This window comes from Pseudomonas sp. PA-7-1E (genome assembly GCF_021605325.1).
In the GTDB taxonomy this organism is placed as follows: domain Bacteria; phylum Pseudomonadota; class Gammaproteobacteria; order Pseudomonadales; family Pseudomonadaceae; genus Aquipseudomonas; species Aquipseudomonas fluorescens_BV.
On the sequence record NZ_WKFA01000059.1, the window covers coordinates 23513 to 35592 of the forward strand.

Genomic DNA, 12080 nt, shown 5'->3' on the forward strand with positions numbered 1-12080 from the left:
TGAGTTTTTCGCGAGCAAGCTCGCTCCTACAGTTCAGGCATTTGGAGTGCATTTCAGGTTGAATGCCAGGTGGGTTGACTGGCCTTGCTCCAGCAGCTTCAGGCCAGGCTTGCCCGCCAGGTGATGGGCATTCACCGGATGGCTCACCGGCTCGATGCAGAAAAACTCCAACCCCGGCGGGCAGTACAGCAGGAAGTAATCGGCGCCGCTGGCCTGGCATTCGAGGCAGTAGCCAAGCTCCGGTTGTTCGATCACGCAGTGCCCATCCCAGCCGCAAAAGCCGTTGTCCACCAGCCCCTCTGGCAATCCTTTGAGTTGCCGGAAATCCCAGGCTTCGGGAACAGGTTCCAGCCTCGTGGGCAGCTTGGCCGCGTCACTCATCCACACTTGCCTAGCCTTGGCCTGCAGCCGCGTACCCGGCCGGCGCGGCAAGTACGGATGCAAGCCCAGCCCATGCCACGCGGGTTGCTCGGCCAGGTGAGCCACACACAATTGGATATTCAACTCACCGTTGTTCAAGCGAAACCGCTGGCGGGCGTGATAGGCGAAGGGCGTTTCGCAGCGCAGCTCCAACACCACTTCATGTTCTGACTGGCTTGTCACCTGCCATGCCTGCTGCCAGGCCGAACCGTGAATCGGAAAAGGGTCAGTGAGGCTATTGGGTGCCAGTGCCAGCCAGCCCCCGGGGTTGTCGAAGCCGCCGTGGGCGATGCGGTTGGACCAGGGCGCTAATGGATAGCAGCCCAGCTTGCCCGGCAGCCCGGTATTGATCGCGTGCTTGTCGCTGTGCCGCAATAGCGGTTGCCCGGTGTCGCGTACCGTCCAGTTGACGAGGCTGCCGCCGATGGCGGGGGCGAGCACCAGATGGGTGAATTGATCTGTAAGCTCAATCACGATTGACCTGCCTAGTGAAGTCAAAACAAACACTGAGGATTCAACTGTGGGAGCTGGCTTGCCTGCGATAGCGATCTGTCAGTCAATGCATTCATGACTGATACACCGCTATCGCAGGCAAGCCAGCTCCCACATTGGTTCGGGTTTACAGCACCAAATGGGGCAACCACAGCGACAACGCCGGAACGTAGGTCACCGCAATCAGCACCAGGAACAACACCGCATAAAACGGCAGCAGGGCCTTTACGGTTTTCTCGATACTGGTCTTGCCCACCGCCGCGCCGACGAACAGCACCGCGCCCACCGGCGGGGTAATCAGGCCGATACCCAGGTTCACCAGCATGATCATGCCGAAGTGGACCGGGTCGACGCCGATGCCCAGGATCACCGGCATCAGGATAGGCGTGAGGATCAGAATCAGCGGTGCCATGTCCATCACCGTGCCGAGCAACAACAGCATGACGTTGATGCACATCAGGATCACGTAGCGGTTGTCCGACAGGGTCAGGAACAGCGTGGTGATCTTCGCCGGGATCTGCATCAGGGTCATGATGTAGCCGAAGCTGGCGGCGAAAGCGATCAGGATCATCACGATGGAAATGGTGCGCACCGTGCGATGCATCAGCTTGGGCAGCTCGCGCCATTTGTAGTCGCGGTAGATGAACATGGTCACGAAGAATGCCCACAACACCGCAATCGCCGCCGACTCGGTGGCGGTGAAGATGCCCGAGAGGATGCCGCCCAGGATGATCACCATGGCCATCAGGCCCCAGAGCGCATCGGCGGCGATCTTCAGCGCCTGCTTCAAGGGGATGACTTCGCCTTTGGGGTAGTCGCGCTTTTTCGCGAAGATCAGGCAGAGCACCATCAGGCACGCGCTCATTAACAGGCCCGGCACCACACCGGCCATGAACAGCGAGGCGATGGAGACGGTACCGCCTGCCGCCAGGGAGTACAGCACCGAGTTATGGCTGGGCGGCGTCAGCAGCGCCTGCACCGAACCGCTGACGGTCACGGCGGTGGCGAATTCGCGCGGATAACCCCGCCGTTCCATTTCCGGAATCAGCACCGAGCCGACCGAGGCGGTATCGGCCACGGATGAGCCGGAAATCGCGCCAAAAAACGTCGAAGCCATGATGTTGACCAGGGACAACCCGCCACGCACAAAGCCCACCAGCACCCCGGCAAAGGCCACCAGGCGCCGCGACATACCGCCCTCGGCCATGATCGCCCCGGCCAGCACGAAGAACGGAATCGCCATCAGCGAAAACTTGTTCACCCCACCGGCAATCTGAATCATCAGGGCCTGGAACGGGATGTCGATCCACCACGCGCCAATCAGCGCCGACAGCCCCAATGCATAGGCCACCGGCATGCCGATCAGAATCAATACAACAAAGCTGCCCAACAGAATCAATGCGTCCATATCAGGCGGCCCCTTCGTTTTCTTCAACCAGGTCGAAACGCACCACCTTGCGGTTGCTCTGATCACCGAGCAGCAGCTTTTCGACCACGAACACCAGGGTCAGCACGCCGCCAATCGGGATCGGCATATAGGTGATGCCTACGCGCAGGGTAGGGATGGCGCTCATGAATTGGTTCCAGGTGGACAGGCACAGCTTGGTGCCCCAAATCGTCATGAACACGCAGATGGTGCCCATCAGCAGTTGCGAGAGGATGCCGACGAGGCGGCGTTGGACAGGCGGCAAGCGGTCAGTGATCATCGCTACCGACATGTGCGCACCGGCACGATAACTGGCAGCGGCGCCGATAAAGGTGAACACCAGCATCAGCAGGATGGCGGTGGGCTCCGGCCAGCTGGAACCGGTGCCGAGGGCGTAGCGGGTGAAGATACCCCAGGGAATGATCAAGGCGACCCCCAGGACGGAAAGACCGGCTACCCAGATGCAGGTCATGTAAAGGCGGTCATTGAAGCGCAGCAGTAAAGTCTTCATGGCGTTCACCGTGACCGGGCGCGTCGATGCCGACCGCGCCGGGCCTTATGCAGGGGCAGGGGAGGTTATTGAACCGCGTCGATGCGCTTGATCATGTCCGCATACGGCGCACCGTATTTGGCACGCACCGCCGCAGTGGCCTCATAGAAGGGCTTTTTGTCGACAGTGATGAACTCCACGCCGGCCTTCTTGAGTTTCTCTTCACTGCTGGCGGACTTGGCGTCCCAGAGCACGCGCTCATCAGCCTGGGCGGCCTTGGCGGCGGCCTTGACCATGTCCTGCTGGGCGGGGGCGAGCTTGTTCCAGGTGATTTTCGACATCACGATGGGTTCAGGCAGGATCAGGTGTTCGGTGAGGGTGTAGTACTTGGCGTTCTGGAAGTGGTTGTGTTCCAGCAAGGTCGGCGGGTTGTTTTCCGCGCCGTCGATGACCCCGGTCTGCAGGGCGCTGAAGATCTCGCCGGTGTCCATGGCAATGCCGTTGGCGCCCATGGCGTTGAAGGCTTCGATGAAAATCGGGTTGCCTTGCACGCGGATCTTCATGCCCTTGAGGTCTTCGATCTTGCGCACCGGTTTCTTGGTATAGAGATTGCGCGTGCCGCCATCCATCCAGGCCAGGGCCACCAGGCCGAACTCGGAGTTGGTGATCTTGGCGAGGATCTCGTCGCCAATCTCGCCATCGATGACCTTGCGCATATGCGCCTGGTCGCGGAATACGAACGGCAGGTTGAACACGTTCACGTCCGGCACCACCGGGCCGACGATGCCGAGGCTGACGCGGGTCATTTGCACGGCGCCGACCTGGGCCTGTTCGACCACTTCCTTCTCGGAGCCCAGCACACCGCCGGGGAAATACTTGAAGGTCAGCTCGCCGTTGCTCGCCTTGGTCAGGGCCTTGCCCATGTTTTCTTCTGCGACAACGGTGGGGTAGCCAGCGGGGTGGATGTCGGCGAACTTGATTTCCAGCGCGTGGGCTGCGCTGCTGAGGGTGAAGATTGCCGCGGCGAGCAAGGTGCGTTTGAAGTCCATGGAAGTCACTCCTGTCTTGTTATTGTTGTATTCAAGGCACAGCGATTAAACGATGAAGCGGGGTTCGGGCAGTCCTTGGACGCCGGGGTTGAGGGCGAACACGCCACCAGACAGCGACTGTTCACTCGGGTCGTCGCGGATGGAGGTGACGTACAGAGTGTCCAGGCGGCTGCCACCGAAGGCGCACATGGTGGGTTTTTTCACGGGCACGCTCAGGGAGCGGTCCAGGCGACCGTCCGGGGTGAAACGGTGAACCAACCCGGCGTCGTTGGCGCATATCCAGTATCCGCCCTCGGCGTCCACGGCTGCACCGTCGGGACGCCCGGGGAAGTCGTTCATATCAATGAACAGGCGGCGATTGGACGGCGTGCCGGTCTCGATGTCGTAGTCGAACGCCCAGACCTTTTGTACCTTCGGGTGCGAATCGGAAGCGTACATCGTGCGACCATCGGGGCTGAAGGCCAGGCCGTTGAGGGTGATGAACCCCTCCAGTAGCGCGTGGGGCGCAGCCCCGGACCCATAGCGATAAAGGACGCCTTCGGCGGCATTCAAGCCCATGTCCAGCACCATGCTGCCGGCCCAGAAACGGCCCTGGCGATCGCAGCGGCCATCGTTCAAACGCATGTCCTTGCGCGAATGCTCGATGCTGGCCAGCGGCACGGTGTCGAGGCTGCCGTCGTGGTGGGGCGTGAGTTGGAAGAAGCCGGTTTGCATGCCAGCGACCCAATTGCCTGCCTGGGTGCGCGCAATACAGGCGAGCATCTCTGGGGCTTTCCACGCCGCCAGATGGCCGGTGGCGGCGTTCCAGCGTTGCAGGCCGCCGTTGGGGATATCTACCCAATACAGGGCGTTTTCTTCGGGCACCCACACCGGGCATTCGCCCACCGCATTGCGGGCATCGACAATCAGTTCAGCAGTCATGGTCATTCCCTTGGGTTGCGGGGCACTCAGTCACCGAACGGCCCCGCGGCGCAGAACGCACCGCCCTGGTAGACCTTGGCCGGGTCATCGGCGGCCACGGGCGGTTGGGCTTCGACCTGGGCGCGGAACACTTCGGAGCTGTCTTTGGGGGCAAAGCCCAGGTGCGCGGCGTAGCGGTTGTCCCACCAGGTGTCGAGGTTGGCCGACATGCCGTACACCACGGTATGGCCGACGTTGGGCGTGTACAGCGCGCGTTCGAGCAGTTGGGTCAGGTCGTCGAAACTCAGCCAGGTGTGCATCATCCGGCGGTTCTGCGGTTGCGGGAACGAGGAGCCGATACGGATGCTCACGGTCTCGATGCCATAACGGTCGAAGTAGAAACTGGCCATGTCTTCGCCGTAGGACTTGGACAGGCCGTAGTAACTGTCCGGGCGGCGCGGGGAATGGGCGTCGAGTTGCTCGCCCTGTTTGTAGAAACCGATCACGTGATTGGAGCTGGCGAAGATCACCCGCTTGACCCCGTGGCGGCGGGCCGCTTCGTAGATATGGAAAATGCCGCTAATGTTCGCGCCCAGCACCTCTTCGAACGAGCGCTCCACCGAAACGCCGCCAAAGTGCAGGATGGCGTCGACGCCCTCTACCAACTGATGCACGGCGTGTTTGTCGGCCAGGTCGCAGGTGTGTACCTCTTCGCGAGCGTCAGTGGCGGGGGCCATTTCAGCGATATCCGAAAGGCGCAGCACCTGGGCATAAGGACGCATGCGTTCACGCAGGACTTTGCCCAGGCCGCCGGCGGCACCAGTGAGCAACAGACGGTTGAAGGGAGCGGGGGTGGTGGTGGTCATGGGCCTTCCAGATTTTTGTTGTAGGTTGTCGTATGACTATGGGGAAATAGTGTTAGGGATTCCTGGTGTTGTCAACGTCCTTCCAGGCACATGAGATCAAAGGTGGGAGCTGGCTTGCCTGCGATAGCGGTGAGTCTGAAAAGGATGTGGTAACTGACCCACCGCTATCGCAGGCAAGCCAGCTCCCACATGGATAAGTGGCACCTTAGAGATCGGATTTGCCTTTGCAACTACAACAACGAAATCGGATAGCTGATAAAAATCCGGTTCTCATCGAACTCGTTATTGCTGAAATCCCGACGCATGGTCGAGTTGCGCCACTTCACATTGAGGTTCTTCAGCGCACCGCTCTGCACCGTGTAGGCCAACTCCGACTCACGCCCCCACTCCTTGCCGTCGGTGATCGCCCCGGTGTGTACATTGCTGCCGCTGATATAGCGGTTCATCAGGGTCAGCCCTGGAACGCCGAGCACCACAAAGTTGAAGTCGTGGCGCACCTGCCAGGACTTTTCCTTGGCGTTGTCGTAGCTGGCGTTGTAGCTGTCGTTGGCCAGAGTGCCGCCGCTGGTGCCGTTGATGCGCATCCAGGCGCTGTCGCCGCTGAGTTTTTGCAGGCCAACATAGAAGGTATGGCCGTTGTATCTGGCCGAGAGCAGGGCGAACAGGGTCTTGTTATCGAGGTCGCCGGCCAGGGCGCTGCCGTCTTCCTTGCCGTTGAAGAACCCGAGGTTGGCGCCCAGGGTCCAGTCTCCCAGCGGCTGGCTGTGGGTGAGGTTGAGGTACTGCTGTTGGTAGATATCAGTCAGTTCGGCGTACCACAGGCCGACCTGGGTACGTTTGTCGTTGAAAGTGTATTCGCCGCCGCCGAAGTTGAAACGGTCCGAAGTGAACGCGGCTTTGCCGTTCATGAACATGTCTTCCATGCTCGCGTCGTTGCGCGGGCTGTTGCCGCGAAACTGGCCACCGTAGAGCGTCAGGCCGGCGATTTCATTGGAGGTGACCTGGCCGCCACGAAAGGTCTGGGGCAGGGAGCGGCCATCATCGGAACGCAAGATCGGCAGCACCGGCATCCATTCGCCAACCTTCAACTCGGTCTTCGACAGCCTGGTTTTCAGCGCGACACCCAGACGCCCGAAATTGTCGGCGGGGCGGCCATCGTCATGCACCGGCAACAGTTGGGTGCCGGCGGTGCCTTTGCCGCCATCAAGCTTTTGCGAATACAGGCCCAGCACGTCAATCCCGAAACCGACCGTGCCCTGGGTAAAGCCGGACTTGGCATCAAGGATAAAATTCTGCGTCCACTCTTCGGCCTTGCCCTGGGGGTTGGTCGGGTTGGTGAAGTTGCGATTGAAGTAGGCATTACGCAGGTTGAGCGTGGCCTTGGCGTCGTCGATGAAGCCTTCGGCGTTGGCACCCAGCGGCAGGGTGACGGCCAGGCTGCCGAGGCCGAGAAGGCCCAGGCGAGTGCAGGAATGACGGGCGGATTGACTCACAGTGAGGCTCCCTTTGTTTTGTTGTTTTTATTATTTGTCATACGTTGTCGTACAACATTGAGCGCGATATTTGCGAGGTTTTGAGGGCGTGTCAAGCGGAAGTTATACGATGACTTGGGTGAAACGATTCAACGCAGCGGCACGGTCGCCCCCTGTAGGAGCGAGCTTGCTCGCGAAAAACGTCAACGATAACGCGTGCTTCCTGAATGAACGCGGCGCCTGTGAGTTTTTCGCGAGCAAGCTCGCTCCTACATGGATTGCATTGCAACGCAGGTTTCAGCCAGCCATGACCATCGGCGGCAGGGTGCCAAGCAGGGAAACCGCAGCCACTGCTGCAACGCCCAACAGCCACTCCATCATCACACTGGCTCTCAAACTGCCCAGGCGTTGTTCGCAGCGCTTGATACGCAACCGGTTCAACAGCGCCAACCCCAGCATGCCCAGCACCAGCCCCACCTTGATCAGCAGGATCAAGGCGAAGCCCTCGAACAGCGGCGTGGGCCACAGTTGCCCGGTGAGCACGCGCACGTTGATCAGACCGGTTACCAGCAGGCCGCCGACCAGGCCATATCCCACACCACTGAAGCGACGCAGAATCGGCTCCAGGTGGTGGTCTTGCGCCTGCCGGAGGATCAGCACCAACACCAGCAACCCACCGAGCCAGGCCCCAACGCACAGCAGGTGCACTACCTGGTTAAGGATCAGCAACCGCCCACTCAGCCCATCGAGCATGGCGCCATGGCCTAAGGGGGCCAGGGTCGCCAGCAGCAGGGCGAGCAGCGGCAAGCGCAAGGCCGGCCAGGGCTTGATCAGCACGATCACCAGCAGCAGGTTCAGCAGCAGATGCCAGGCCCATACCTGGCCAAAAAAGGTCTTGCCCAGCACCAACTGCACCGTGGCCGGTTGCAGCGCCGAATCCCAACTGCCGGCCATGCTGGCGGTGATCAACAGCAACCACACAACCCCGGTGAACAGCCCCAAGCCGGCCAGGCCACGGGTGATGCGCAGCAATTGCCGGTCCAGTGTCGGCTGCACATGAGCGCCGAGCAGCCAGGGCCTGAATACCCAGGCCCCGAACATTAGCAACACGACGCAAAAGTGCAGGAAGCGGCACAGCACCAGCAGGGTTGCCATGGGTTATTGGCCGACCTTGAAGCTGTAAGTGCCTTCGCTTTTGTGAGTGTCGACGGACACTGCATGCCATTCGACTTTATAGGTGCCGTTTGCCAGCGCAGCGGCAGGCGTGACCACCAGTGTCTTCTTGTCGGCGTCCGGAGTTTCCAGGCCCTTGATGGCGATTTCGGTGCCGTCCTTGCTCAGGGAGACCTTGGTGAAGGTGGCTTCGACGCCTTCGCTGAAGGTCAGACGCAGGTCTTTGGGTGCGGCGACTTTGCTGTCAGCCGCAGGCTCCGCGCTCTTGAGGTGGGCGTGGGCAAACGCCGTGGAGGCGCCCAGCAGGGCAGTGAACAGGACAGCAGCGGTCAGGGACTTCTTGAGCAACATTGTTCAATACCGATCAGAGGATAGGAGCCGGCAGTGTACGAAGTTTCGGCTTGGCCTGTCGCCCCGATCTAGAGCCGGTGGTAGTCTTTAGGCCGTGTTGTTGTCAGGGAGCCCTTATGGGCAATCACAAGATTGGAATTCGTCGGGTCAACGTCGAGAAAATCCTGCTGGCGGCGGAGAAGGTCTTCGCCAACAAAGGCTATGGCAGCACCGCCATGGCCGACATCGCCGAAGAAGCGCAACTGCCGCGCTCCAACCTGCATTACTACTTCACCACCAAAAGCGAGCTGTACAGCGCGGTGCTGTTCGACCTGCTGGAGTTGTGGAAGCAGGACGCCCTGAGCTTTGAAACCTTCGACGACCCTCGCGTGGTGCTCAGCAGCTACATCCGCGCCAAGATGCAGCGCTCGCGCACGCGCCCGTATGGCTCCAAGGTCTGGGCCAATGAAATCATCCACGGCGCGCCCACACTCGGCGAGGCCCTGGATGAAAGCCTGTACGACTGGGCCAAGATGAAGGAAGCGAAGATTCGCCAATGGGTGCAAGACAAACGCATCCTGCCGGTGGAGCCCTCGAGCTTGCTGTACATGATCTGGGCCTCGACCCAGCACTATGCCGACTTCGACCACCAGGTGAAGATTCTGAATGATCACCAGCCGTTGTCGGACAGGCAGTTCGAGAAGGCCATTCAGACCGTGACCGGTGTGATTTTGCGCGGGATTGGGTTGGAGCCTTGAGCTGATCGTTCCCACGCTCCGCGTGGGAATGCCACCCTGGACGCTCCGCGTCCGCTCTTGCCGGCGTGACGCGGAGCGTCACAGGATGCGTTCCCACGCGGAGCGTGGGAACGAGGGGCTAGGGTTACACGGCCTCCCGGTAAGGATTGCGCGGGTCCTGCGTCCAGTTCAAAAACGGCTTGCCGGTATCGATCGGCACCATCTCGATGCAGTCGGCCACCGGGCAAGTGATCTGGCACAGGTTGCAGCCCACGCACTCATCGTCGATCACCTCATACAGATGCGTGCCATCGGCCTGCTTCAAGCTGGCAATGGCCTGGTGCGAGGTGTCCTCGCAGGCAATATGGCAACGACCACAGCCAATGCACGCCTCTTGGTCTATCTTGGCGATGACCTGATAGTTGATGTCCAGGTACTTCCAATCCGTGGTGTTGCCCACCGCCCGCCCGGAAAACGCCTGCAGGTTGGCATGGCCTTGGCTGTCCATCCAGCGCGACAAGCCATCCTTCATTTCTTCAACGATGCGAAACCCATGCAGCATCGCCGCCGTGCACACCTGCACCGCGCCGCAGCCCAGGGCGACGAATTCCGCGGCGTCGCGCCAGGTGCCGATACCGCCGATGCCGCAGATCGGCAGGCCGTTGGTCTGTGGGTCACGGGCGATTTCGGCGACCATGTTCAACGCAATCGGCTTGACCGCCGAGCCGCAGTAACCGCCATGGGTACTCTGGGTGCCGACCACCGGCAGCGCGACCATGCGTTCCAGGTCCACGCTGGTGATGGAGTTGATGGTGTTGATCAGCGACACCGCATCGGCGCCACCGCGATAGGCCGCTCGCGCCGCCACGCGGATGTCGGTGATGTTCGGCGTGAGTTTGACGATCACCGGCAGCGAACAATACGTCTTGCACCAGCGCGTCACTTGCTCCACGTACTCCGGCACCTGGCCGACGGCGGCGCCCATGCCCCGTTCGGGCATGCCGTGAGGGCAGCCGAAGTTCAGCTCGATGCCGTCGCAGCCGGTCGCCTCTACCAAGGGCAGGATGTTTTTCCAGGACGCTTCGACACAAGGCACCATGAGCGAGACGATCAGTGCGCGGTCCGGCCAGTCCTTTTTCACCTGGGTGATTTCCCGCAGGTTGATCTCCAGGGAACGGTCGGTGATCAGTTCGATATTGTTGATGCCCAGCACTTCGCGGTTGGCGCCATAGTGCGCGGAGTAACGCGACGACACGTTCACCGCCGCCGGGTCTTCCCCCAGGGTTTTCCACACGACGCCACCCCAGCCGGCCTCGAAGGCGCGCACCACGTTGTAGGCTTTGTCGGTGGGCGGCGCGGAGGCCAGCCAGAACGGATTGGGCGCTTTGATACCGGCGAATACAATCGAGAGATCGGCCATTACGCAGCCTCCACAGTCAGCATGAGTTGGGCATGCATGGCTTCGGCGGCCCGCTTGCCATGTTGTACCGCCTGAACGGTTAGGTCCTGGCCGAGGCTGACGCAATCACCGCCGGCATACACCCCTGGGATGCTGGTGCGCAGTTGCTCATCGACGAAGATGCGCTCGCCGACGCGATGCAGTTGCTGGGCCAGCGGATCGTGCAGGGCGTCGTTGTCGAAGCCTTGCCCGATCGCCTTGAAGATCGCGTCGGCGGCCAGTTCGAAGGTTTCCCCGGTAGGCAGCAGGCGACCGTTTTCCAGGCGGGTGCGGGCAAAGCGCATGCCGCGTACGCGGCCTTGGTCATCGAGCAGGACCTTGTCGGGTTGGGCCCAGGTCAACAGCCGTACTTGATTGGCCTTGGCGATGTCCTGTTCGTGGTGGGTTGCGCCCATGTCGACCAGGCCACGGCGGTATACCAGGTTGACATCGCGGGCACCGAGGCGGGCCATCTGCACGGCCATGTCGATGGCGGTGTTGCCGGCGCCGAGCACGATGCAGCGGTCGGCCAGGGGCAGTTGGCTGAGGTCATCGGCCTGGCGCAGTTCGCGGATATAGTCGGTGGCGGCGAGCAGGCCGGGGGCATCCTCAAAGGGCAGGCCCAGCTGTTTGCTGGCAGCGAGACCCAGGCCGAGGAACACCGAATCGAATTGCTGGTGCAGTTCGCTCAAGGTCAGGTTGTCGCCCAGGCGCTGGCCGTGGCGAACCTCGATGCCGCCAATCTGCAGGAGGAAATCCAGTTCCTTCTGGGCGAAGTCGTCCACCAGTTTGTATTTGGCGATTCCGTATTCATTCAGTCCGCCGGCTTTTTCCCGCGCTTCGAAAATCACCACGTCATGACCGTGCAAGGCAGCGCGGTGGGCGCAGGCCAAACCCGCAGGCCCGGCACCGACCACGGCGATACGCTTGCCGGTGGGCGCGGCGCGTTGGAACGGGTGTTCGCTGAAGTGCGCGTTGTCGATGGCATAGCGTTGTAACAGGCCGATCAGCACGGGGGCGCATTCTTCGGCGTTATTGCGTACGCAGGCTTGCTGGCAAAGGATTTCCGTCGGGCACACCCGTGCGCAACTGCCACCGAGAATGTTGGCCGAGAGGATTTTTTGCGCGGCCCCCTGCACGTTTTCGGTGTGGATATTGCGGATGAACGAGGGGATATCGATCTCGCTGGGGCACGCATTCACACAAGGCGCGTCGTAGCAGTACAGGCAGCGCGAGGCTTCCAGTTGGGCCTGGCGGGCGTTGAGGGGCGGTGCCAGGTCGGTGAAC

At 61.2% G+C, this 12080-nt stretch carries 12 protein-coding genes; 1 reads left to right on the forward strand and 11 read right to left on the reverse strand.

Annotated elements, in window-relative coordinates; translation table 11 throughout:
* Positions 1-33 precede the first annotated feature (33 nt).
* From GIW79_RS25030 to copC, 9 genes are all read right to left on the reverse strand, one after another.
* Complete coding sequence (locus tag GIW79_RS25030; protein ID WP_236455746.1) at positions 34-894, reverse strand: aldose 1-epimerase; 861 nt, start codon at positions 892-894, stop codon at positions 34-36.
* A gap of 145 nt (positions 895-1039) precedes the next feature.
* On the reverse strand, positions 1040-2320 hold the full coding sequence (locus GIW79_RS25035) for a TRAP transporter large permease (RefSeq protein WP_032903436.1): 1281 nt from the start codon (positions 2318-2320) through the stop codon (positions 1040-1042).
* A 1-nt stretch (position 2321) separates the two neighbouring features.
* Entirely contained in the window at positions 2322-2849 is a 528-nt protein-coding gene (locus tag GIW79_RS25040) for a TRAP transporter small permease (RefSeq protein ID WP_054898249.1), read from the reverse strand.
* Between the two features lie 65 nt (positions 2850-2914).
* Entirely contained in the window at positions 2915-3877 is a 963-nt protein-coding gene (locus GIW79_RS25045; protein WP_236455744.1) for a TRAP transporter substrate-binding protein, read from the reverse strand.
* A gap of 45 nt (positions 3878-3922) precedes the next feature.
* Entirely contained in the window at positions 3923-4798 is an 876-nt protein-coding gene (locus GIW79_RS25050; protein ID WP_054898251.1) for an SMP-30/gluconolactonase/LRE family protein, read from the reverse strand.
* A 26-nt stretch (positions 4799-4824) separates the two neighbouring features.
* Positions 4825-5643, reverse strand: a complete 819-nt coding sequence (locus GIW79_RS25055) for an NAD-dependent epimerase/dehydratase family protein (protein ID WP_054898252.1) — start codon at positions 5641-5643, stop codon at positions 4825-4827.
* Between the two features lie 230 nt (positions 5644-5873).
* Positions 5874-7136 (reverse strand): OprD family porin, encoded by a 1263-nt coding sequence (locus GIW79_RS25060; RefSeq protein WP_034127961.1) that lies wholly within the window; start codon positions 7134-7136, stop codon positions 5874-5876.
* Positions 7137-7412: 276 nt separating this feature from the next.
* On the reverse strand, positions 7413-8270 hold the full coding sequence (gene copD / locus GIW79_RS25065; RefSeq protein ID WP_236455081.1) for a copper homeostasis membrane protein CopD: 858 nt from the start codon (positions 8268-8270) through the stop codon (positions 7413-7415).
* Positions 8271-8273: 3 nt separating this feature from the next.
* Complete coding sequence (gene copC / locus GIW79_RS25070) at positions 8274-8639, reverse strand: copper homeostasis periplasmic binding protein CopC (RefSeq protein ID WP_034127959.1); 366 nt, start codon at positions 8637-8639, stop codon at positions 8274-8276.
* 116 nt (positions 8640-8755) lie between these two features.
* On the opposite strand from copC, the gene GIW79_RS25075 reads away from it, so the two are divergent.
* Positions 8756-9376, forward strand: a complete 621-nt coding sequence (locus GIW79_RS25075) for a TetR/AcrR family transcriptional regulator (RefSeq protein ID WP_014719000.1) — start codon at positions 8756-8758, stop codon at positions 9374-9376.
* Positions 9377-9500: 124 nt separating this feature from the next.
* Here the strand turns inward: GIW79_RS25075 and preA are convergent, their stop codons facing one another.
* Both preA and GIW79_RS25085 read right to left on the reverse strand, forming a co-directional pair.
* Positions 9501-10775, reverse strand: coding sequence for an NAD-dependent dihydropyrimidine dehydrogenase subunit PreA (gene preA / locus GIW79_RS25080; protein ID WP_034127958.1), 1275 nt, complete (start codon positions 10773-10775; stop codon positions 9501-9503).
* Positions 10775-12080, reverse strand: a 1306-nt coding sequence (locus GIW79_RS25085) for an NAD(P)-dependent oxidoreductase (RefSeq protein WP_236477432.1), incomplete at its 5' end; no start/stop codon positions are given. The genes GIW79_RS25085 and preA, both read right to left, overlap by 1 nt.

Excerpts from the sequence above, each read along its gene's own strand:
- GIW79_RS25035 (WP_032903436.1), bottom strand. The coding sequence starts at position 2,320 with ATGGACGCATTGATTCTGTTGGGCAGCTTTGTTGTATTGATTCTGATC.
- copD (WP_236455081.1), bottom strand. The coding sequence starts at position 8,270 with ATGGCAACCCTGCTGGTGCTGTGCCGCTTCCTGCACTTTTGCGTCGTG.
- GIW79_RS25040 (WP_054898249.1), bottom strand. The coding sequence starts at position 2,849 with ATGAAGACTTTACTGCTGCGCTTCAATGACCGCCTTTACATGACCTGC.
- GIW79_RS25050 (WP_054898251.1), bottom strand. The coding sequence starts at position 4,798 with ATGACTGCTGAACTGATTGTCGATGCCCGCAATGCGGTGGGCGAATGC.
- preA (WP_034127958.1), bottom strand. The coding sequence starts at position 10,775 with ATGGCCGATCTCTCGATTGTATTCGCCGGTATCAAAGCGCCCAATCCG.
- copC (WP_034127959.1), bottom strand. The coding sequence starts at position 8,639 with ATGTTGCTCAAGAAGTCCCTGACCGCTGCTGTCCTGTTCACTGCCCTG.
- GIW79_RS25075 (WP_014719000.1), top strand. The coding sequence starts at position 8,756 with ATGGGCAATCACAAGATTGGAATTCGTCGGGTCAACGTCGAGAAAATC.
- GIW79_RS25055 (WP_054898252.1), bottom strand. The coding sequence starts at position 5,643 with ATGACCACCACCACCCCCGCTCCCTTCAACCGTCTGTTGCTCACTGGT.
- GIW79_RS25045 (WP_236455744.1), bottom strand. The coding sequence starts at position 3,877 with ATGGACTTCAAACGCACCTTGCTCGCCGCGGCAATCTTCACCCTCAGC.